General features: G+C 65.7%; 18 protein-coding genes. 3 read left to right on the top strand and 15 right to left on the bottom strand.

Annotated elements, in window-relative coordinates:
* Position 1: 1 nt before the first annotated feature.
* A complete protein-coding gene (locus tag ACQ260_RS09980; protein WP_432559270.1) occupies positions 2–2,101 on the top strand; it encodes a TIGR03986 family type III CRISPR-associated RAMP protein in 2,100 nt (699 codons plus the stop codon).
* A 1,231-nt stretch (positions 2,102–3,332) separates the two neighbouring features.
* On the opposite strand, the gene ACQ260_RS09975 is transcribed toward ACQ260_RS09980, so the two are convergent.
* The 5 genes from ACQ260_RS09975 to ACQ260_RS09955 form a co-directional block, all read right to left on the bottom strand.
* Complete coding sequence (locus ACQ260_RS09975) at positions 3,333–3,638, bottom strand: hypothetical protein (RefSeq protein ID WP_432559269.1); 306 nt, start codon at positions 3,636–3,638, stop codon at positions 3,333–3,335.
* 89 nt (positions 3,639–3,727) lie between these two features.
* Complete coding sequence (locus tag ACQ260_RS09970; RefSeq protein ID WP_432559268.1) at positions 3,728–4,801, bottom strand: DUF932 domain-containing protein; 1,074 nt, start codon at positions 4,799–4,801, stop codon at positions 3,728–3,730.
* An 83-nt stretch (positions 4,802–4,884) separates the two neighbouring features.
* Entirely contained in the window at positions 4,885–5,964 is a 1,080-nt protein-coding gene (locus ACQ260_RS09965) for a DUF4192 domain-containing protein (RefSeq protein WP_432559267.1), read from the bottom strand.
* Positions 5,965–6,053: 89 nt separating this feature from the next.
* Positions 6,054–6,254: a hypothetical protein gene (locus ACQ260_RS09960; protein WP_432559266.1), complete on the bottom strand. Its 201-nt coding sequence runs from the start codon at positions 6,252–6,254 to the stop codon at positions 6,054–6,056.
* A gap of 79 nt (positions 6,255–6,333) precedes the next feature.
* A complete protein-coding gene (locus ACQ260_RS09955) occupies positions 6,334–7,449 on the bottom strand; it encodes a tyrosine-type recombinase/integrase (protein WP_432559265.1) in 1,116 nt (371 codons plus the stop codon).
* A gap of 194 nt (positions 7,450–7,643) precedes the next feature.
* Here ACQ260_RS09955 and ACQ260_RS09950 point away from each other — a divergent pair, with 194 nt between their 5' ends.
* Positions 7,644–8,111, top strand: a complete 468-nt coding sequence (locus ACQ260_RS09950) for a hypothetical protein (protein WP_432559264.1) — start codon at positions 7,644–7,646, stop codon at positions 8,109–8,111.
* 111 nt (positions 8,112–8,222) lie between these two features.
* Positions 8,223–8,405: a hypothetical protein gene (locus ACQ260_RS09945; RefSeq protein ID WP_432559263.1), complete on the top strand. Its 183-nt coding sequence runs from the start codon at positions 8,223–8,225 to the stop codon at positions 8,403–8,405.
* A gap of 125 nt (positions 8,406–8,530) precedes the next feature.
* Here the strand turns inward: ACQ260_RS09945 and ACQ260_RS09940 are convergent, their stop codons facing one another.
* The 10 genes from ACQ260_RS09940 to sufB all read right to left on the bottom strand — a co-directional run bounded on the left by ACQ260_RS09940 (position 8,531) and on the right by sufB (position 21,759).
* Positions 8,531–10,633, bottom strand: coding sequence for a hypothetical protein (locus ACQ260_RS09940; protein ID WP_432559262.1), 2,103 nt, complete (start codon positions 10,631–10,633; stop codon positions 8,531–8,533).
* The gene (locus ACQ260_RS09935; protein WP_432559261.1) at positions 10,630–10,956 is read right to left on the bottom strand and encodes a hypothetical protein; all 327 of its coding nucleotides are present in this window, start codon (positions 10,954–10,956) and stop codon (positions 10,630–10,632) included. The genes ACQ260_RS09940 and ACQ260_RS09935 overlap by 4 nt, the downstream gene beginning before the upstream one ends.
* Positions 10,957–11,839: 883 nt before the next feature.
* Entirely contained in the window at positions 11,840–15,064 is a 3,225-nt protein-coding gene (locus ACQ260_RS09930; protein WP_432559260.1) for a hypothetical protein, read from the bottom strand.
* A gap of 40 nt (positions 15,065–15,104) precedes the next feature.
* A complete protein-coding gene (locus ACQ260_RS09925) occupies positions 15,105–15,713 on the bottom strand; it encodes a LysE/ArgO family amino acid transporter (RefSeq protein WP_432559259.1) in 609 nt (202 codons plus the stop codon).
* A gap of 120 nt (positions 15,714–15,833) precedes the next feature.
* Complete coding sequence (locus ACQ260_RS09920; RefSeq protein ID WP_432559296.1) at positions 15,834–16,274, bottom strand: metal-sulfur cluster assembly factor; 441 nt, start codon at positions 16,272–16,274, stop codon at positions 15,834–15,836.
* Positions 16,275–16,461: 187 nt separating this feature from the next.
* The gene (sufU, locus tag ACQ260_RS09915; protein WP_432559258.1) at positions 16,462–16,905 is read right to left on the bottom strand and encodes a Fe-S cluster assembly sulfur transfer protein SufU; all 444 of its coding nucleotides are present in this window, start codon (positions 16,903–16,905) and stop codon (positions 16,462–16,464) included.
* Position 16,906: 1 nt separating this feature from the next.
* Positions 16,907–18,124: a cysteine desulfurase gene (locus tag ACQ260_RS09910; RefSeq protein ID WP_432559295.1), complete on the bottom strand. Its 1,218-nt coding sequence runs from the start codon at positions 18,122–18,124 to the stop codon at positions 16,907–16,909.
* Between the two features lie 164 nt (positions 18,125–18,288).
* Positions 18,289–19,050: a Fe-S cluster assembly ATPase SufC gene (gene sufC, locus ACQ260_RS09905; protein WP_432559257.1), complete on the bottom strand. Its 762-nt coding sequence runs from the start codon at positions 19,048–19,050 to the stop codon at positions 18,289–18,291.
* 5 nt (positions 19,051–19,055) lie between these two features.
* The gene (sufD, locus tag ACQ260_RS09900) at positions 19,056–20,318 is read right to left on the bottom strand and encodes a Fe-S cluster assembly protein SufD (RefSeq protein ID WP_432559294.1); all 1,263 of its coding nucleotides are present in this window, start codon (positions 20,316–20,318) and stop codon (positions 19,056–19,058) included.
* A 7-nt stretch (positions 20,319–20,325) separates the two neighbouring features.
* The gene (gene sufB, locus ACQ260_RS09895; protein WP_432559256.1) at positions 20,326–21,759 is read right to left on the bottom strand and encodes a Fe-S cluster assembly protein SufB; all 1,434 of its coding nucleotides are present in this window, start codon (positions 21,757–21,759) and stop codon (positions 20,326–20,328) included.

The raw sequence follows: 21,759 nt of genomic DNA, 5'->3' as shown, positions 1-21,759 counted from the left end.
CATGCCCGACCGCTTCCACCACGCCTACAATTTCGTTCCCACCCCCGATCGCAACGATCTCGCCCTGCCCGGCGAACTCGCCGACCACACACCGGTCATGCACGATCACCTAGCACCCGAGCTCTACAACGGGACCTTGGAGGTCGCCCTGGAAGTGGTCACCCCCCTCGTCGTGGGCGACCCAGCCCCGATCCGCGGCAGCGAGCATCGCGCCATCTACGTCCCCTCCCGCAGCGGCGCGCACTCCGCTCACAACGGTGCCGACGCAGCCATCCCTGTCACGAGCGTGAAAGGCATGCTGCGCTCCACCTACGAAGCGGTCACGTTGTCCCGATTCGGACACCTGGGCCCAACGGACCAAACACCACTGACCTACCGGGCGCGGGCCGCCAACGCCCTTGGGCTCGTGCCGGCCCGCGTCGACCGTCACAGCGACGCCCTGGTGGCGATCCTGCTGCGAGGCGCGCCTAGCCCCGGGCACCCGGACATCGCGCCAGCGGCTCTCTGGCTGGCCTCCGATCGCGCCGGCGACCGTTACATAAGCAGCGACGCGCGCGCACAAATGCACGCGCTCAACACTGGTGCCCGCATCGACGACGCCGAACTGACCCTGGTGACCCGGAACCCGGGGACCGCCCTTCAGCGTGACGAGTGGGTGCTCACCCATCTCAACGGCAACCGCGTTGTGGCCATCGATCCCACGGCGCTTGCCTACCCGATCACCCACCGGCTCACTCCCGAAACCCCGGGCTGGCTGCACTGTACCGGCACCGACCTGATCGCCACCAAGCACAGTGAACGAATCTTCTTCCACTCCGCCGAACCCGAAACTGTGCCTATCGACCCGGTTGTCATCGAGCGATATCGCACGGTCATGACTAGCTACCAGGATCTCCAACCGCTCCCGGTCCAACGCTTCGATCCGCAGGCACCGCTACAACCTGGAGACCTCGCCTACGCCATCCTCGACGAAAAGGGAACCCTGCTCGAGTTGGTTCCCACCATGATCGGCCGCCGTGCCTTCCAGTGTTCACCCGGCCAGCTGGCCCGGTCTCGGGGCATGGACCCAGCCGAATCCCGCGGGCACGCGAGCATGGCCGACCAAGCCTGGGGATTCGCGCACGAACGGCCCCATGCCCCATCGGCAGACCTGGCCCACCGACTCGGCGACCGTGCCGATGCTCACCGCGGACTCATCACGCTCGGCCCCATCACCCCCCTTGATGCCACCTTGGATCCCGGCGCTTATCTCCTGCGCGAACTTGCCGCGCCCAAGCCCTCCGCCGCCCGGTTCTATGTCTACGATCCCCAAGGCCGACCCATCGAGCCCGTCACCGGGGTGTATTCGACCGACTTCGACGGGGACCGCTTGGGCCTAAAGGAAGAGTTTTTCGGAGTCGGTGACTCTCTTCCTCGCAAGGTGTACCCGCATCACCGCTCCCTCACCGGACACACGGCCTTTCCCGAAAGCGCCATCGACACCGCAGGCGAACCCGGCGAACGCAACGTCACCATCAAGTCCCATATCCGACCCGGCAGCCGTTTCACCTTCCGCGTCGACTTCTGCAACCTCAACCGCCTGCAACTCGCGGCCTTGGTATGGGTACTCGACTCGACGAGCCTTGCTACCGCCGACGCGGATGCCGGCTACCACCGTCTCGGCCATGGTCGACCCCTCGGCCTCGGTTCCGTGCGTCTCGATGTCACCGCGCTCCGAACGGTGACCGGCGCCGATCTCGCCGATGCCTATACGACGCTCACCGGATGCCTGGGGACGGCCGAAACGAAGGACAATCCCACCGACCGGGCTGCCGAGTTCGACGCCTACGTCCAGCAGGCGGCCTACCCACCCCTCACCCAGGCCGTGCAGGCTGTCCGCAGAGCCGCCAGCGGTTACCCTGACGACGACCGTGTACCCGTGCGCTACCCCCACAAAGACACAGGCGGAAAAGTCGGCACCGTCATCCCTTGGTTCACCTGGAACGAACGCGTCCAATACCAACCCCACAAAGGACTGCGCATTCCCCCAGGACGCGCTAACCCGCTCCCACCACTTTGGGACACCAACCAAGCACTCCCGTGGAACCCCCCGGGGCCATGACTCAGCAGAACAACCAATGACCGAAACGCACCAAACCCGCTCACCTGCCGCATGACGCCCCCGCCGCCCTGGCCATGATTCTGGCGTCAGTATGACCTCGGGGACGTGCCGCAATCGTTGCAGGGCAAACCAAGCCACCGCAACGAACCAAAACTCTGGATCGTGAAATGAGGGAAATGACCGGCGGGCGAGCGCGCTTGAGTGTGGACATGTGTGTGCCTGCTCTGACAAGCCGAAACGCACAAAAGGAACGTCCGCGGTGGCCCCTCGGCGAGTCGCCCCCGAGACAAGTGTGCAGACCCATGGCGTCGAGGCTTGTCAGACGGCCCTCGACCGGACTAGGGTGCAGATGCCCCCATCGCCAAACAGCGAATAGAAACTTGTGCACATGTGACGCGCCTTTCCACTGAACGTGCAGATGCCCCCATCGCCAAACAGCGAATAGAAACCTCCTTGTTCCTCTGGTCACTCTGTCGACGCGGTGCAGATGCCCCCATCGCCAAACAGCGAATAGAAACAGAGTCGGGTAGCTCCTCCTCCAGGAACTGATGTGCAGATGCCCCCATCGCCAAACAGCGAATAGAAACTTCTGAGGCCAACACTTCACTGGTTCCTTCCGTGCAGATGCACCCATCGCCAAACAGCGAATAGAAACCGGCAGTCGAGAAACCGAACTTCGACTTGAAGCAGGTGCAGTTGCACCCATCGCCAAACAGCGAATAGAAACTCTTGACACATTACGTATCGAGCCTTTCTGTACGTGCAGTTGCACCCATCGCCAAACAGCGAATAGAAACGATTGCCCGTCGGAGATCACGGCGTGCATGAGCACGTGTGCAGTTGCCCCATCGCCAAACAGCGAATAGAAACAGCTCGTATGCTCTCGTGGCCTGCTCGTAAGAAGCCCCCGCGTGCAGTTGCACCCATCGCCAAACAGCGAATAGAAACTTCGCAATCCCACTTTCCCAGCCGCAGCTTGCGGCTGTGCAGATGCACCCATCGCCATGCACTGATCCCCAAATAGCGAATAGAAGAGTTTGGTTGAGGGTTCATCGGTCCAAGGGTTTCGTAGATGCGAACGTGCGCGAACGAGTGTTAGCTTTCGCCACTGGCGAAGGCTCAATCTGAAACGTGGCCGCACCGGCCTTCTGGGTACACCCGGCAATAGATGCCTGAACGCAAAAAAGGCGAAGGGCGGGGACCCCGAAGGGTCCCCGCCAAGAGCGTGAGGTCACGTTGTTGATCTATGTGGAGGGTTCACCTGCCGGTCAGTGCCGGTCGTTGTCGGTGATGCGGTGTTCGCCTTCTGACACCGCGGGCACAGCGCGGCCGGGATGGGGTGGTACCAGCCGTCGACGCAGTGGTGGAAATGGTTCTTGCAGCGGTACGGCTTGGGGTGGAGGTTGAGAAAGTTCATGCCGTCGGCGGCCCAGAACTGGATCCAGGCCTGGTGCTTGGTCGGGTGCGGATCGGTATGGACGGTGCAGCCGGGGTAGTCGCAGGCGATCTGATAGTAGGTGACCGTGCGGATAGACATCTCGACGACTCCTTGAATGAATTGGACATGGGACAAGGCCAGGACGGGGCTCCCGCGCTGAGCAGGAGCCCCGTCCGTTGGGTGATGGATCACACCGTCTGGAGAATCTGGTCGAGAGTCGTCCAGGTCGTCTGATCGAGTTGGGTGAAGTCCCCGGTGACCGTGCGCAGCATGTTGCGTTCGGCCCGGGTGGCGCCGCGGACGGTGGCGTGGTGGTGCTCGTAGGTGTTGACCGCCTGCACTACCCCGAGCGCGGTGCCCTGCCACGGGCTGACCCGGGTGTCGTGACGCCACAGCCCGTCCAGGGCGTCCCGCTTGCGGGTGGCCATCGTCAGCGCCTTCCCGGTGACCGGCTGCCCGGTCTTCGGGTCACGGGTGGGCACGTGGGCGTCGAGGAACGCGCCCCACACCCGCGGGGAGACCCTGGTGGCCGCCAGATGTGCGATCTCGGCCTCGAACTCCTCAGCGAGGGTGTGCACCATCGCCAGCGCTTGACGGGCCTCACCGAGCTTCATCGCCGAATAGCGGGAGTGTTTGACCTTGTACGCCTGCCCCTTCTCCGCCAGGGCGAGGGCGCGGGTGTTGTCACACACGGTCGCGGTCACGGTCCGCTTGAAGGTGGTCGCGATGGAACCATCGAAACTGGTGGTCGCCAGCAGGTTCGGCCGGAACTCGAACCCCTCCGGGGTCGTGAGGGATTCGGGGACCGAGACTTCGACCCAGGCGATCGCCCCGCCTTTGAGCAGTCCGGCGGAGGAGATCGCGAGATCGTCATCGAGAATGTTCGCGACAGTGGTGAGCAGCCACTCCCGGTACTGGTGCATCACGTAGCCGGGCTTGAAGATCCCCATCACCTGCCCGGTGGCATCGTCGGAACGGCAGATCGCCTGCCGGTCCTCCACCATGACCCAGCGGGCCGGGATGCCGGTCTCGCTGAGATGAGTCATCGTGTCGAACTCGGCGGGCACTTCGACCGCGAGCCGGCGGGATTCGGCCTGCCAGTGAAACAGCCGGCGTTCGACATCGCCGACGGGGACAGGTCCGGGATAGTGGTTGGACTCCACACCCTGGTGTTCGGCCCGGTAGTGCCAGGCGGTGCCGCGGTGGTCGGTGTTGCCGATCAACGTGTTCAGGTTGAGATCGGCGAGGGTTTCCTTGGACATGAGGATGTTTCCTTTCGGGTGGTGAATTGCAAAAGGCCCCCGCAATCGCGGAGGCCAGGACGTGACACCGGTCGTGCTGATGGTCAGGGGGTGCGGGCGGACGGGCCGAGCGGGCCGAACTCGGCCAGGCTGTGCTCGCGCATCCGGGTCCAGGTGTCGGGGTGCAGACCGCGCTCGACGACATCGGACAGGATGCGGACGAGTCCGTGGTCAGGGCCGCGCTGCTCGGCCTGCTCCACGCACACGTTGACCAATGCCCCGTTCCCGCGTGCCCAGGCGGCCAGACCCGTCAGCGCGAGCGGTCCGACCGCGGCGGGACCGTCGGTGGCTCGGGCGGCAGCGGCCCAGACCTCGATCCACAACGGCGCGCTGGCGTGGTCGATCCGCAGGCTCGCGACATCCCGCGCCGCGGGGTGACAAACCAGCCCGGTGAGTTCGGCCAACACCGCCGGCGCGGGCACCCGGTCAGCGTCCGCGATCTGCTGCAGCAGCGCGTCCATCGCGTACGCCACCGCCCGCCCGGACAGGCCCTGCGCCGTGGAGGCGGTCTCCGCGACCACGCGTTGGTACGCGTCGTCCCCACGCTCGCTGCCGGGGGCGATCAGGGCCCGCAGGTCGTCACGGTGCCCGCGGGCCTGGATCCCGTGCACGACGGCCTGGGCGGCGGCGGGGTCGTTCAGCACCGCCTGATAGTCGTGGCCCGCCCCGGCACAACAGCCGGACTCGGCACACCCCAAGGATCGGTACCGTCCACCGGCCACCTGGACCGCATCCAGCACCGGCGCCTGGTCCCCGCGGGTCAACGCCTCGAATTCGAGGGTCAGCGCCAGGTCGGTCAGCACGGTCATCACGCCGCCATCACCGTCGTTACCGACGACGTCGTTTGTGTAGGCGACCAGCAGGAGGTGGCTGGCGTCGAGGCGGCGTTGTTGGGTGGCGATGATCCGGGCGACCTCGTCCGGGTCCTCACGCAGCGCGCGGAGATCCAGCCGCAAGGTCAGACAGACCCGGCCCTGGTCGAGCAGGACCGCGACCAGCGAGTCCTCGGGATGAAACCCGAGCAGGTACGGCACCAGGGCCAGCAGGCCCTGCAGGCCCTGCGGACGGATCGTGACCCGATCCTCCGGGGTGTCGTGCACGCCCGAGGGTGAGATGTCAGACATAACAGTTCCTTCCAGAAACAGAACAAGGGCCCCGCCGGATGGCGAAGCCCGCATGAAAGGGACCGGAACGAAATCCGGGCCCGTGGAGATCAGTCGAGGTCGGTGCCGAACAGGACCTCGATAACCGCCCGCACCAGGTCGGCGAGCGTGCCGTCACATCGCTCGGCCACGATCATGAGAACGACCAGCCACACCCGCCGATACGTCGGACTGGTGTGCCAGCAGCGCCGGTGGGCACCCCAGACTCGGCAGCCCAGCCGACCCAGCCAGCGCCAGAGTCGATCACTCATGAACAATCCCCTTCCACCTCGCACGACAGGACACAGCCCGGACCCCTCAGGGACCGGGCACACACACAGGATCGGCTGCTCACGGGTGGAGTTGGGCGGCGAGGCGGGTGACCGCGGTCCGGGCCTGGTCCCCGGTCGGGTGGGCGTAAATATCGGCGGTGACGGTGATCGAGGAATGCCCCAACCGGCGCGACACCTCCAACAATGTCTCCCCGCCCGCGAGACCCAAGGTGGCCGAGGTGTGGCGCAGATCGTGCAGCCGGATCATCGGCAACCCGGCCCGGCGGACCAGCACGCTGAAATGCCGGGACACCGCCGCCGGATGAATCGGGTCCCCGGTGTCGGTGACGAACACCCCGCCGGACGCGCCCACGATCGGGGTGGGCCGCTCGCGCCGCAGCGCCCGCAAGCCCGCCATCGTGATCTCGTCCAGGGCAATCGTGCGGACGCCGGCCCGGGACTTCGGAGTCGTGTCGATCAGCCGGCCGCGCACGACGGTCAACTGCCGGCGGACCGTCAGGGTATGGGCGTCCCAGTCCAGGTCGTCCCACCGCACCCCGAGCGCTTCCCCCCGCCGCAGGCCACCGATCAACAACAGCCGGTAGATCAGATACCAGCGGTCGTCTCGAATGGCCTGCAGGAACCGGGTGGCCTCCGCCACGCTCCACACCGTGCGTTCGGTCTCGACCGGTCGCGGAAGCTCGACCCCGGCGGCCGGGTTGCGCCGGATCAACCCCCGCCGGACCGCAGCATTCAGCGCCGACATCACCGTGGCGTGCACCCGCCGCAGCCCGCTCGCACCGACCGGCCGCTCCGCGCGCTGCGCAAGAATGTCGCGGTAGGCCTGCTCCACATGATGCGCCCGCAGATCCCTCAGCTTCAGATGCCCCAACCGCGGCACCAGGTGCTGCTCCACATGCCCGGCGTACGACGCCCGAGTGGACTCCTTCACCGCGGCCTTGCCCGCCAGCCACTGCCCCAGATAGTCCGCCACCGTGACCTTCGCGTCGTACACCTCACCCGCGCGCAGCTCGATCACCCGCTGCGCCAACCACGCCGACGCCTCCGCGCGGGTGTCATGGGTGCTGGTCTGCTGCCTGCGCTTGCCGTCCGGAGTCTTGGGCAGATCGATCACCGCATACCAGCGCGACCACGACCCGTTCGGACGGCGTTTACGATAGACACTGCCTCTCACATTCTCACTCCTTTCACTCTCCCGGAACTGTGTCCGGGCATAAAGAAAGGCCCGCCACTGACTGTGACGAGCCTGGATCAATCCTGAGCAGTCTCGGGTTTCCAGCCACCCGGATGGTGGATATGGTTATCCCAACAACTGCCTTAATTATACCATAAATGAGCTATTTCTGCATTACTTGTTAGAGTATGCCTATGACCGACACGCTGCTGGACAATGTGCCCCGCGTCACCGGACGACACCACAATCGTGCCCTCGCCCAAGCCCGACGCGCCAAAGCCGTCGAGCTGCGCATGGCCGGCAAAACCTACCAGCAGATCGCCGACCTCCTCGGCTACGCCAACAAGGGCACCGTCCACCGCATCCTCACCAACGCCCTCACCGAGCACGAGGTCGACAGCATCGACGAACTCCGCTTCCTCGAAGCCCAACGCCTGGATGCCGTGCAAGCCGCATACTGGGACCAAGCCATGAAAGGTGACTACAAGGCCGCCCGCATCGTGCTACGCATCATGGACCAACGCGCCCGCCTTCTCGGCCTGTACCCCGCGCCCAACAAGCGCAGCAACACACAGGCGGCACAGGAACCCATCACCGTCTACGACTTCGACGACAACGGCCACCTCATCCCGGTCGACCCGCACAACGACGCCGATGAGTGAGCCCTGCGCCGCGGACCTCATCCAACGTCATCGCGAGCAGATCTCGATCTACTCACCGAAGCCGGCTGCAGCGATATCCGACTCGCTGGCTGGGCTGCCGGCAACCGTCCCATGCCGAACGGTGTTCCCATCGAACTCTTCGTCACCGTCCACGGCCCCCACGACTGGGCAGCCAACGACCTCGCCCGGCTCGATCGACAACTCACCGCCCTCATCGGTTACCCCATCCTGATCAGCCATACCCCACCGGCAGCCACGAACATCCTCCCCGGCGAGAAAATGATCTTCCTCTAGCCCACCCACTCGATCCGGGCCGCTCACGAACCCGGTCGCGTCTTCCCGGGCTGCTCCTCAGAGCATGAGCGCGGTGGAACGGCACTGCGCTGCAGGCAGCAAACGCCAAACCTCTTCATACTTTGTTAAGTGCTTTTGTCTAGGGTGAACGCTCCGCCATTCGAATCCGCCGTGCCGACGAGTGGCCCACCGGCCTCCTGGATGGTGACCGGCGCGCTGCCGCTGTTGTTGGTGGTGTTCGTTTCCCCAACCGTGCTTGCGCTTGCGGTATTCGTGGCAGTGCCGGCGTTGACTGCGTTCGCCTTGATCGTAAAGGTCCTGGTAGCGCCAGCCGCTAGAGACGGCAGATTGGTACAGGTCACAATGTTGCCAAGGACCGAGCATTCATCGGGACGCACACCGACGAAATCCACTGATGCGAACGCTGAAGGGACTTCATCTCTCAGGCTGTACACATCGCTGGGACCCACACCGGCATTGGTGACCGTGATCGTGAAGTCCACCGTCTCACCGACCTGGACGATGCCCTGCGATGCGCCTTTGCTGACCGAGAGGTCATAGAGGGACTCGGCGATGATCTCGACCGGTGCAGTCGCTTCGTTGTTGGTTGTGACGACCTCACCGGCGACCGGGGTCACAAAAGCCTTGTTCAGGGTGGGCTGCGGCATATCGCCGGCCGTCATGGTGAACTTGTAGGTACGGCTCTCGCCGGCAGCTAGGCTCGTGCGATTGGGGCAGTTGACGGTCCTGGTGGCTTGGTCCAGACTGCAGCCGAATTCCGCCGTGACGGCCAAACCGAACCCGCCCGGGACCTTGTCGGACAGGGTGTAGGCACCGCTGGCCTGGTCTCCGACGTTCGTCACAGTCACCGTGTACTCAACCGGTTGATTGATCGAGATCTTGTCCGTCGGAGCCGTCTTGGTGACGAGCAGGTCGGGGGCCGATGCGATGATCCCGACGTCGACGCTTGCAGAGTTGTTGGTGGTGCTGGCCTCGCCGGTCGTGTCGGCGATGGTGGCGGTGTTAGTGTGCGTCCCGGCCACGGTCTCGTTGGCGACCGCGGTGATCGTATAGGTGCGTTTGGCGTTGGGTGCCAGCGCGGCCTGATTGAGGCAGGTGACGGTGTTATTGGTGACCGTGCACGCGGTGGTGGCCGGCGCGACGGTGGCGACGGTCACGTTGGTGAACGCGGCTGGCACGGGGTCCGTCAGCGTATAGGTGCTGCTGGGCACGTTTCCGCTGTTCGCGACCTCGACGGTATAGGTGACCGTCGCACCCTTCTTCACACCCGTCGTCGGGGTGGCCGTTTTGCTGATGGTGAGGTCGGAGGTGGCAGCCGCGATGGTGCCGGTTACGCTCGAAGTGTTGTTGGCGGTGTTTTTGTCCGTGGTGCCGGTCAGTTCGGCCTTGTTCGTGTACGCCCCAGCGGTGGTGGCGACGGCGGTGACCTTGTAGTCCCGGCTGGCGCCAGCGGCCAGGGTGGCCTGACTGGTGCAGTTCACGGCGTTGCCGGTTATGGAGCAGCCTCCAGGCGGCGTACCACTGAAGTTCACGTTGGTGAACTGCGAGGGGACCGCGTCAGTGAGGGTATAAGTGCTCGACGTGGCGTTGCCCACGTTCGAGACCTTGATGTCGAACGTCACGGTCTGGCCCGCGATTGGGTCCAGCGGCGTTGCCGTTTTGGTGACCGCTAGGTCAGCCTCCGTGGCCTGGATCTGGCCAGTCGCGCTCGCCGTGTTGTTGTCCGTCGACCGCTCGAAGCTCGTGTTGAGGAGCTCTGCCGTGTTCGTGTACGCCGTCGTCGCGGTCCTTGCCGTGGCGGTGATCGTGTAGGTGCGCGTCCCCCCAGTCACGAGCCCGGCTTGGTTGTCACAGGTGACCGTGTTGTTCGTCACCGCAGCACACGCCGGCGAGCCACCGATGACAACCACATCCGTGAAGGTGCTCGGAACGACATCGCGCAACGTATAGGTGCTGCTCGTCGTGCTGTTCAGGGCATTGGTATTGCTCACCGTAACGGTCCAAGACGCTTGCTCACCGGTTAGATAAACCGCTTTCGATGCAGTCTTCGTGACGGTCAGGTCCGCTGTCTGGATCGTGACGTCGACGGAACTGGTGTCGTTGGCGGTGTTGGTGTCTGCAGTCCCGCTGTCCAGCTTGACCGTGGCCGTGTTGGTCACCTTGCCCGGCGTTGTGCCCGTCGCGGTCGCACCAATCCTGTAGGTCACGGTCCCGAGGTCGCCAGCCCGATGTTCGCGCAGGTCACAGTGCTCCCGGATTGCGTGCATCCGGTGGGTAGTGTCTTCACGGTGAATCCCGCAGGGATCGTGTCGGTGACCGTGAAGGCACCGCTTGCGGCACCGGTGTTGTCCACCTTCAGATCAAAATTCACGTCTGACCCAGAGGTCACATCGGCCGGAGACGCTGTCTTGGTCAGCTTCAGGTCAGGGCCCGGCGGAGAATTGACCACCAAGGTCTCGCTGGCGCGAAGAGTCGAAGTCCACGCAGCGTCGATCGTGCCGAAGTTGGTAGCTCCGAATCGTGTGTTCATGTCTACCGAACTGAGGTATGAACCAGGAGCGGGCGCGGTGGTGGTACATGTGAACCGACCCGTCGCACCCGGCGCCAGACTCAAGTGGTAGGAGTACACCGTGCCGTCGTATCCACCGGGTCGCGCTACCCAGCCCCCGGCTTCGAGCACCGGCTGAGGCGTGCAAACGCTACTTCCCGACATAGTAGGACCCACCTGACCTGACCAAGTGGTGGTTGGCCGCCAGTACATGACAGGTCGCGCGGCCCCACTCGACCGAAGGTTCTTCACCACAACGGTCCAAGTGACCGTATCGCCCTGTTGCGCAGGATTGGGGCTGGCTGTCAGCTGGAGACTCCAGTTGCCGGTACTCGTAACCACATCCCCGGCCTGCGCCTGTTCAACGAGTCCGGACGGCCAAGACAGTAGCCCGGACAGCAGGGCAAGCACGACGAAGAGCGTCGCGAATCTTCCAGCCAATCGCCATGGCGTTGCACGGCGGACGGGGAGCAGCACCGCTCGCCGCAACCTGCGCTGCGGGGCGGACTCTCGTCCTGCGCCTGTGCGATCGGTACCCATGGCTCGAACCCCTGAACTCTCAGCAGCCCACCGGCTGCACCATCAGGAAGTTGACACAATATTTAGGGTTTAACCCAATTCAGCCTTGGTGAATCTCAGACTGTGCGGTGCGATTTCACTCACACTCGCCCAGAGCTAACCTGGCGTCACACCGGTCACAGCCGGTCGCCTTGAGCGCAATCACCTACCCTCCGCGCCACCAGCCCACAGTTCTTTGCCATTAGTTTTCAGGGCATTGATCCTTTGCCCTTTCTAGGGGAAACACTCGCTACCGCCGGAGCGACCCATGCAGCAGCCGAGGAGAGGATCCCGCTTGATGCGGCCATTACGGAAGGTTCTTCAAGGCGGCGACCCAAACCACAACCGAGGCTTCTCCAGTGCTCATCGAAAGCCCGATGCTCTTATATCTGGGATTTGCTTGGGCGCCTAGCCTGAGAATTGAACGAACGACCAGGCCGGGTGGCCAAGGCTGCCCCAGCGGTGACAGCCACATCCCGAGCCCACCGAGCCAGGCGGGCAGCGACTGCGGGATGCCGAGGTGCACGGTCAGCCCGAGGATCCGGGACAGCCCCAACGGCAGCAACGCGAGCTCGTCGTTCAGCGTCGTCAGCCCGCGCTCGAGGCCGGCGATCCCGAGACCGGCGCCGACGACGGCAAGCGGAACCCCGAGACCGAGCAGCACCGCGCCGACGCCCTGGCGTACCTTCACGCCATAGCCCGACGCCACACCCGTCACGACGGCCGCGAGCCACCACACCGCGAGGCCGACTGCCGCGGTCAGATACCACCCACGGGTCGTGTCATCGGTCCAGAACCTGAACCAGTACGCCCCCGGTCCGCGCACGGCCACGGCGCCCAGGAACAGGATTGCTCCCAGCAGCCACGAACCGCCCATCGCGCTCCATAACGCCGAGCCATCGGCCCCGGGTTTCAGCCACGCCAGCACACCACGTGCCGTCAGCGCAAAGAGGCCGAGGAAACCGAGGCTGAGGAGGAGGTACCACGGCGCTCGGCCCGCGGTGAACAGCACCTGGCTGCCGATGGCCACGACTGCCGGCAGGGCGAGGGTGAGGTAGTGGGGGAATTTTTCCCTTCGAGACGGGCCTTCGGCCCTCCTCAGGGAACGGACCCGCGAGCCTTCGGCCCTCCTCAGGGAACGGAACCAAGATTCAGCCCTCAGGGAACCGACCCGACGCGAGCCTTCGGCCCGCCTCAGGGATCCGGCCCACGGCGTGAACGCCCCGCGGCGCAGACCGGGGACGAACGCGATGCCCAGCAACGCCAACAGCAACAGCGCACCCGCAGCGAGACGCATCACATCGACGCGCTCGGCGTACGCCATCCCCGCCTCCGCGGCGAAGAAGTTGAACGGCGGGAGATCCAGGTTCCCGGTCCAGCGCCGCTCGTGCTCCGCCACGGCGGACTGCCACACGGGCAGCGCCGCCCGCCACGCCTGCTCGGCCTCGGCGTTCCCGGTGTCGAGCCATTCGTAGTACCGCAGCACCAGCACCCGATACGCCTGCAGCGTCCGCAGCAGGTCGACCTCATAGTCGACGGACTCGACGAGCCGGTCATAGTCCGCCGGATCGGAGAACGCCGCCCGGTCCACCCGCGCCAGCTCGGCCCGCATCCGTTCGGCCGTCCCGACGGCCCGCTCTCCCGCCGCGATCGCCTCGTCGACCCGCCCGCGCGTCGCGACATAGACCGCCGACAGCGCGGCGGAGTCGCCGGACACGATGTCCCACTTGAAGATCCACATCATCGGCGGTGGCTCGAGGCCGAGGGCGAAGACCTGTTGCTCGGCATACGGGCCGATATAGAGCCCGTCCAGCACCGCCGCCCGCGACTCGGCGAGCACAGCACCGACTGCGGCAACGACGTCCGGATCCCTCGAATAGGCCCGCCGGATCCAGTCCCCGTTCACCCGATCGAGATCGGCCTCGGGATCCCACGCGAGCCGGGCGCCGGCATAGACGTTGAGGTCATAGAGCTTCCAGTTGCCGGCTTTGAGATAGAGCGACATCGGCCCGGCCCGCCACGGCCCGCCGTCCTGCGTCCACATCCAGAGCGCGTCCACGTTCGGATTGTCCCGACGGAACGTCTGCAGGGCCGTCTGATGCAGCGGCCCCACATCGTTGGGGATCGAGCTGAACGCCTCGAACTCACGCCGCCCCTGCATCTCCACCAGCCGGCGTTGAGACCCGGTGCTGAGCGTCGGGTTCAGCGGCAGCCAGGAGTCGAAGTCGCCCATGACGAACTTGGTGGACACGACGAGGTTGGGCCGTGAGAAGTCGCCGAGCAGTCGGTCGTACGTCTCCGGGTTCGTGTGCATGTCCCCCACGTCGCCGACGCCCACGGACCACGTGCGGAAATAGATCGTCGCGTCGTGCTCGGCTGCGATGGAGGTCGTCACGTCGAGCATCGTCCGCACGCCCGCCGCATCGGTGACCTTCAACGCTGAGTAGTAGTCCCAGCCCCGGTGGTTGTAGATCGAGCCACCCTCCCCGATCCGGATCATGAAGCCGTCGACCCAGTCGAAGTCGCCGAAGAACTCGTCGAACCCCGCGCGATAGACCTCCCACAGGCGCGGGTCGGTGGGGTCGAGGCCGGTCTCGCGGTCGAGGTACGCCTCCAGCGGCCCGGTCAGCGCGAGCATGTCCGACTTGAACACGACGTGCATCCCCATGTCGTGCGCGTAGCGCCACATGCCGCCGACCTCCCGCTTCATCGCGTCGTGCCGCGCGCGATAGGGGCTGTCGGCGGGATAGACCTCGAACCCGTCGCCGAGGCGGTCGAAGTTCACATATTCGAGGAAGCCGTTGATGATGACGCCGTTGTATCCATACGCCACCGCATGGTCCACGTGTTCCCGCCACTCGGCGGCGACACGGTCGAGGGCGGCCGGATCGACGTACGGCGCATCCGCCAGCACCACATCCTCCAGCGCCCCCGAGGAGTGCTGATAGTCATCCTGGGCGCGATAGGCGTCGGGGTTGGGGCGTACCCCCACCGCACCCGTGTCCACGAACCGCTCCCCCAGCGCGGGTCGCACCTCGCCGTCGGTGTCGAGCTCCCGCCAGTCGTGGCCCGCCGCCAGCTGGTCGGCCACGCGGAACAGGCCGTTGGTCGCGCCGAGCCCGGAGGCGGCGCGAATGGTGAGGGTGGAGTCGGTGACGTGGAGGGAGTACGCCTCATCGCCGCCGGGACTGATGCCCTCGGTGGACTCGATCACGACCTCGATGTCGACCGGGGCGGCTGTGGTCAGCGGCTCCCGGTTGTCGACGGCTGCCCGGAGCAGTCGCTCCGCGAGCTGGGTCCGGGGATGATCGAGGAAGGCTGCCGGCGCGGTGATCCGGCCCAAGGCCGCGAGCGGTTGGACGTCGAGGTGGTCGGCGTTGGCCGGCTCCTCCGCCGGCACGGTCTTGTTCTCGAAGCGAATGGCAAGGGCATTGCTGAGTTGTCCCGCGAGGGCCGCGCCGGCGACGAGCCCTAAAACGGTGGCAACGACAGCACCCAACCCCAGCCCACGACCCTGCAAGATGCGGCGCATGCGGCCATGCTGACAGTCAACGGTCGCGTGACGCAGCCGGTTACCCCAGCAGGAGGCGAACGCCGAGGACTGCCATGACCACGGCGATGACAGCGTCAAGGACCCGCCAGGCGGCTGGTTTGGCAAAGAACCGCCGCAGGTGGCGGGAACCGAACCCCAGCGCCGTGAACCACACGATGCTCCCCAAGCTCGCGCCGGCGGCGAACGGCCACTGGTGCGGGGCGTGGGAGCTGGCGACGGAGCCGAGGAGGATGACGGTGTCGAGATAGACGTGGGGATTGAGCCAGGTAAGCGCGGCGGCCGTGCCGACGACCTTGAGCCAGCCCGCGGAAGCGCCAGTCGAGTCGGTCGAGAGTGCACCCGGGCGGAGTGCTCGACGGGCAGCGAGGATTGCGTACCCCAACAGGAACGCCGCCCCACCCCACCGGATCAACGCAAGCAGGCCCGGCACCTGCGTGACCAGCGCGCCCATCCCGGCGACGCCGGCGCAGATGAGCACCAAGTCCGAGACCGCGCACACGATCACGACAGGCGCGACGTGCTCGCGGCGGAGTCCTTGGCGAAGGACGTACGCGTTCTGCGCCCCGATCGCAATGATGAGGGAGAGACCGAAGCCGAGGCCCGACAGGCCTGCAAGGAACGTGGTCACGCAGCCGACGCTAGAGCTCCCGGGAGATGCCGTTCAACTGGCGAGTGAATTTGGTGGGGGCATACCCCCACTTAAATCACTCACCAGCCCAAACGGCTAGTCTCCGGGCCTGCGAGAACCTCAGACGTTGAACCCCAGTGCCCGGAGCTGCTCCTTGCCGTCGTCGGTGATCTTCTCCGGCGTCCACGGCGGCATCCAGACCCAGTTGATCGTCGTGCGGGTGGACAGGCCGTCGAGCGCGGTCTCGGTCTGGGCCTCGATGACGTCGGTCAACGGGCAGGCAGCCGAGGTGAGCGTCATGTCCACGGTCACCGCGGAATCGTCGTCGACATGGACGCCATAGACCAAGCCCAGGTCGACGACGTTGATCCCGAGCTCCGGGTCGACGACGTCCTTCAACGCCTCGAGGAGTTGTTCCTCATCCGCGGCGGCGGCGGCGTCGCCGGCACCGAGCTCCTCGCCCTCACCCGGCAGGGTGTCCTCAACGAGATCGGACGGCCGCGCCGCGGCGCCCTCGGCTTCGCCACTGATCTCCGGCTGGGTCACCGCGCCGGATTCCATGTTCGCGGCGGCAGGATCCGCGGCCCGGCGGGCGCCCACCTCTTCCGGAGCGCCCTTGGGCGCATCGCTGGCAGAACCCGCGCCCGGGATGTTCGGCTCGTCGGTCTCAGTAAAGTCAGTCATCGCTTTCTCCGTTCGTCTGGTCTGCTCGCGCGTGCGGGGCAATTCCTCGGCCGCTGCGGAGCCGTCAGTTCTCACTCGCGCTGGACTGCAGGGCCGCGTCCCGAAACGCCTCCCAGCCGAGCAGCGCACACTTGATCCGCGCGGGGAACCGGGCAACGCCGACGAACGCGATCGCGTCCTCGAACTGCTCCTCGTCCGGCTCATAGTTGCCGCGGCTGTCCATCATCACCTTGAACTCCTCGTGGAGGGCGAACGCCTCCTCGAGGGACTTCCCGATCACCAGGTCGGTCATGATCGAGGTCGAGGCCTGGGAGATGGAGCAGCCCTCCCCGGCATACGACACATCCGCGACCTTGTCGCCATCCAGCTCGACCCGCAGGGTCAGCTCGTCACCGCAGCTCGGATTGACGTGGTGCACCTCGGCGCCATAGGGCTCGCGCAGCCCGCTGTGATGCTTCGCCCGATAGTGGTCGAGGATGATCTCCTGATAGAGCTCTTCGACATCCATGTCAGCGCCCCCTGAAGAACGAGATCGTGTGGTCGAGGCCGTCGATCAAGGCGTCGACCTCGGCTCTGGTCGTGTAGAGATAGAAGCTTGCCCGCGTCGACGACTGGATGCCCAGCCGCTCGTGCAGCGGCCGCGCACAGTGGTGTCCCCCGCGCACCGCGATCAGCCGCGAGTCCATCAGCTGCGACACGTCGTGCGGGTGGATGTCGTCGAGCTTGAACGAGATCGCACCGCCTCGGGCAACAGCCTCGGTCGGGCCCAGAATCGTCAGGCCGGGGAGCGTCTTGAGGCCCTCGAGCGCATAAGCGGTGATCTCCCGCTCGTGACGCGCGATCGACCCCATGCCGATCCGGGCGAGATAGTCCACGGCAGCACCCAGACCGGCGGCCTGGGCGATGGGCGGCGTACCCGCTTCGAACCGGTGCGGCGGCGGCGCATAGGTCGACCCGGTCATCCGGACGATCTCGATCATTTCGCCGCCACCCAGGAAGGGCGGCATCTCCGCGAGGAGGTCATAGCGCCCCCAGAGGACACCGATGCCCGTCGGGCCGACCATCTTGTGACCGGTGAACGCCATGAGGTCGATGCCCAGATCCCGCACACGCGTGAGGATCTGCGGGACACCCTGCGACCCGTCGAGCACCATCAACGCACCGTGGGCATGAGCCCAGTCGGCGATCTTCCGGACCGGGTTCACGGTGCCGAGCACGTTCGACACCCAGGTCACCGAGACGATCTTGGTCTTCTCGTTGATCAGGTTGTCCCGCTCGGCCGCCTCCAGATCGAGCCGGCCCTCTTCGGTGATGTCGAACCAGCGCAGCACCGCGCCGGTCCGCTCGCACAGCATCTGCCACGGCACGATGTTGGAGTGGTGCTCCATCACCGACACCACGACCTCGTCACCGGGCTTGAGCCGCGCGCCGAGCGAGTGCGCGCACAGGTTCAACGCCTCCGAGGCGTTCTTGGTGAAGATGACTTCCTCGGACCGCGAGGCGCCGATGAACGCGGCGACCTTGGCACGTGCCCCCTCGAAGGCATCAGTCGCCTCGGCGCCGAGCACGTGCATGGCCCGCGCGACGTTGGCGTTGTGCCAGCGATAGTGCTGGTTGATCCTGTCGATGACCGCATACGGCTTCTGCGACGTGTTCGCCGAATCCAGATAGACGAGCGGCTTGCCGTCGATCTCCCGACTCAGGATCGGAAAATCGGCGCGCACCATCTCGGTGTTGATCGGATAGGGCAACGGCAACTGCGCACCGGAGATCGGCTCGACCTCGGGGATCTCGTCATTGGTGCGCGACCGCGCCGCCCACGATCCGGGGTGAGCGGGTTGCGCGGCGGCCGGCTGGAGGTCGGCGGCCTCGGTGGTGTCGGCGTGGGTCATCAGGCCTTCGCCGCCCGGAGGTACTTGTCGTAGCCCTCGGCCTCCAGCTCGTTCGCGAGCTCCGCGCCACCCTGGGCGGCGACGCGGCCGTCCACGAACACGTGCACATGGTCGGGCTTGATGTAGTTGAGGATCCGCGTGTAGTGAGTGATCAGCAGCAGGCCGCGATCGCCCTGGGCGGTGAACCGGTTCACGCCATCAGCGGCAACCCGGAGCGCATCGATATCAAGACCGGAGTCGAGCTCGTCGAGGATCGCGAACCGCGGGTTGAGCAGCTCGAGTTGAGCGATCTCGTGACGCTTCTTCTCACCGCCCGAGAAGCCCTCGTTGACCGAGCGCTGCGCGAACGACTTGTCGAGGTTGACGCGTTCCATCGTCTCGTTGACGGCCTTCACCCAGTGGCGCAGCTTGGGCGCCTCGCCCTCGATGGCGGTCTTGGCGGTGCGGAGAAAGTTCGACACCGAGACGCCCGGCACCTCGACGGGATATTGCATCCCCAGGAAGAGCCCGGCCCGCGCGCGCTCGTCGACGGACATGGCGAGCAGATCTTCACCGTCCAGGGTGACGGAACCGCTGGTCACGGCGTACTTGGGATGGCCGGCCACGGAATAGGCCAGCGTCGACTTGCCGGACCCGTTCGGGCCCATGATCGCGTGGACCTCGCCGGAGTTGATGGTCAGATCGACGCCCTTGAGGATCTCCTTGGGCCCCGATTCGGTCTCGACGGAGACGTGCAGGTCGGTGATGGCAAGAGTGCTCATGGGCGTCAGAATTCCTTGTTCTCGTCGGTGGTGGGGTCAGTGGGAAGGGGTTCGACGTTCTCGGGCACGCCGACATGCGCGGCGAGCTCATCCTCGATGGCCTCGAGCAGACGCTCCTCGACCTCGGGCACCCCGATGCGGCGGATGATGTCGGCAAAGAAGCCGTGCACCACGAGGCGTCGGGCCTCGGCTTCGTCGATTCCGCGCGAACGCAGATAGAACAGCTGCTCGTCGTCGAACCGGCCGGTCGTCGAGGCGTGTCCCGCGCCCTCGATCTCGCCGGTTTCGATCTCCAGGTTGGGCACCGAGTCGGCCTTGCAGCCATCGGTGAGCAGCAAGTTCTTGTTGGACTCATAGGTCTCGATGCCCTCGGCGACCTTGCGGATCAGCACGTCGCCGACCCACACGGTGTGGGCACCCTTGCCCTGGAGGGCACCGCGATAGTCCACGTTGGACTTGGTGTGCGGGGCATTGTGGTCAACGAAGAGCCGGTGCTCGATGTGCTGCCCGGTGTCCGCGAAATAGAGGCCGAACTGGTCGATGGAACCGCCCGGGCCTGCGTACTCCGCCGTCTCCGCAATCCGCACCAGATCGCCGCCCAGGGACACTGCGACGCTGCGGACCTGCGCGTCCCGGCCGACGGTGAAGCTGTTCTGTCCCGCGTGGACCGCGTCGTCCGCCCAGTCGGCGATCGACACGAACGTCACGTCCGCGCCATCGCCGACGACGACCTGGACGAGCGCGGCATAGGTCGCCGAACCGCGGTGCCGGATCACGATCCGCACCCGGGCGTGATGGCCGACCCGGAACACCAGATGTCCGTGGACGACGGAATCCGCCGAGTCACCGGTCAGGTCGACGATCACTGGCTCGTCGAGCTCGAGGTTCGCAGGCACGTCGAACAGCACCGCTCCCCCGGCGTGCTCGGCCGCCATCGCGGCGACCCGGTCGCCGGGCGCGTGTCCACCGATCGCCCGCGCCTCATCGCGCGAGATCTCCGAATGCCGCACCCCCTCCGGCGTGGCGAGCTCCGAGCGCAGGTGCGCTCCGGTCCCCTCCGCTTCCAGCAGACCGCGCAGACGGCGCAGCGGAGTGAACCGCCACACCTCCTCGCGGCCCTGCGGGACCGGATGGTCGGTGAGGTCATAGGACGGAATCGGATGCAGATGGGACTCGATGGTCTCCACCGCACCTGCCACGTTCGGTCGGGTGTCCACGGACACAGTCGGTTGTCGCTTTCTGTCGGAAGTGTGTGAAGTACGCGGCAGTCCGGCGTCAGCCGACCGCGCCCTCCATCTGCAGTTCGATGAGACGGTTCAGCTCGAGCGCATATTCCATCGGCAGTTCCTTGGCGATGGGCTCGATGAAGCCGCGGACGATCATGGCCATGGCCTCGTCCTCCTCCATGCCGCGCGACATCAGATAGAACAGCTGGTCGTCGGACACCTTGGAGACCGTGGCCTCGTGCGCCATCGACACGTCGTCCTCGCGGACGTCCACATAGGGATAGGTGTCGGAGCGCGAGATCTGGTCGACCAGGAGCGCGTCGCACTTCACCGACGAGGCGGAGTGGTGGGCACCGGGCTGGACCTGGACGAGACCGCGATAGGACGATCGGCCGCCACCGCGGGCGACGGACTTCGAGATGATCGAGCTCGACGTGTGCGGGGCGGCGTGGACCATCTTGGAGCCCGCGTCTTGGTGCTGGCCCGGGCCGGCGAACGCGATCGACAGGGTCTCGCCGCGGGCGTGCTCGCCCATGAGCCACACCGCCGGATATTTCATCGTCACCTTGGAGCCGAGGTTGCCGTCGACCCATTCCATGGTCGCGCCCTCCTCGCACATGGCGCGCTTGGTGACGAGGTTGTAGACGTTGGTCGACCAGTTCTGGATGGTCGTGTAGCGGCAGCGGCCGCCCTTCTTCACGATGATCTCGACGACCGCGGAGTGCAGCGAGTCGGACTTGTAGATCGGGGCGGTGCAGCCCTCGACGTAGTGCACATAGGCACCCTCGTCGACGATGATCAGCGTCCGCTCGAACTGGCCCATGTTCTCGGTGTTGATCCGGAAATAGGCCTGCAGCGGGATCTCGACGTGAACGCCCTTGGGCACATAGATGAACGAGCCACCCGACCAGACGGACGTGTTGAGCGCTGAGAACTTGTTGTCACCGGCCGGGATCACGGTCGCGAAGTATTCCTGGAACAGCTCCGGGTGCTCACGCAGCGCGGTGTCGGTGTCGAGGAAGATGACGCCCTGGGCCTCGAGTTCCTCGTTGATCTTGTGATAGACGACCTCGGACTCGTATTGCGCCGCGACGCCGGCCACCAGCCGGGCCTTCTCCGCCTCGGGGATGCCGAGCTTGTCGTAGGTGTTCTTGATGTCCTCCGGCAGGTCCTCCCACGTCTGGGCCTGCTTCTCGGTGGAGCGCACGAAGTATTTGATGTTGTCGAAGTCGATCTCGCTGAGGTCGGAACCCCAGGTCGGCATCGGCTTGCGCTCGAAGAGCTTCAGGCCCTTCAGGCGCAGGTCGAGCATCCACTTCGGCTCGCCCTTGAGCTGGGAGATCTCCTTGACGACGGCCTCATTGAGGCCGCGCTTCGCGGTGGCGCCGGCGACATCGGGATCGGCCCACCCGTATTCGTAGCGGCCGAGCGCCTCGAGCTGCTCTTCCTGGCTGAGGGGCCGGTTCTGGTCGAGCTGAGTCAT

It is taken from the genome of Ammonicoccus luteus, assembly GCF_050880385.1.
In the GTDB taxonomy this organism is placed as follows: Bacteria; Actinomycetota; Actinomycetes; order Propionibacteriales; family Propionibacteriaceae; genus Enemella.
Note: the sequence above shows the minus strand (reverse complement) of the source record. Positions and strands in the feature narration are given on the sequence as shown.

Coding starts and splice junctions, on each gene's coding strand:
- ACQ260_RS09980 (WP_432559270.1), top strand. CDS start 2: ATGCCCGACCGCTTCCACCACGCCTACAATTTCGTTCCCACCCCCGAT.
- ACQ260_RS09975 (WP_432559269.1), bottom strand. CDS start 3,638: ATGTCTATCCGCACGGTCACCTACTATCAGATCGCCTGCGACTACCCC.
- ACQ260_RS09970 (WP_432559268.1), bottom strand. CDS start 4,801: ATGTCCAAGGAAACCCTCGCCGATCTCAACCTGAACACGTTGATCGGC.
- ACQ260_RS09965 (WP_432559267.1), bottom strand. CDS start 5,964: ATGTCTGACATCTCACCCTCGGGCGTGCACGACACCCCGGAGGATCGG.
- ACQ260_RS09960 (WP_432559266.1), bottom strand. CDS start 6,254: ATGAGTGATCGACTCTGGCGCTGGCTGGGTCGGCTGGGCTGCCGAGTC.
- ACQ260_RS09950 (WP_432559264.1), top strand. CDS start 7,644: ATGACCGACACGCTGCTGGACAATGTGCCCCGCGTCACCGGACGACAC.
- ACQ260_RS09945 (WP_432559263.1), top strand. CDS start 8,223: ATGCCGAACGGTGTTCCCATCGAACTCTTCGTCACCGTCCACGGCCCC.
- ACQ260_RS09935 (WP_432559261.1), bottom strand. CDS start 10,956: ATGAACACACGATTCGGAGCTACCAACTTCGGCACGATCGACGCTGCG.
- ACQ260_RS09930 (WP_432559260.1), bottom strand. CDS start 15,064: ATGCGCCGCATCTTGCAGGGTCGTGGGCTGGGGTTGGGTGCTGTCGTT.
- ACQ260_RS09920 (WP_432559296.1), bottom strand. CDS start 16,274: ATGGAATCCGGCGCGGTGACCCAGCCGGAGATCAGTGGCGAAGCCGAG.
- sufU (WP_432559258.1), bottom strand. CDS start 16,905: ATGGATGTCGAAGAGCTCTATCAGGAGATCATCCTCGACCACTATCGG.
- ACQ260_RS09910 (WP_432559295.1), bottom strand. CDS start 18,124: ATGGTGCGCGCCGATTTTCCGATCCTGAGTCGGGAGATCGACGGCAAG.
- sufC (WP_432559257.1), bottom strand. CDS start 19,050: ATGAGCACTCTTGCCATCACCGACCTGCACGTCTCCGTCGAGACCGAA.
- sufB (WP_432559256.1), bottom strand. CDS start 21,759: ATGACTCAGCTCGACCAGAACCGGCCCCTCAGCCAGGAAGAGCAGCTC.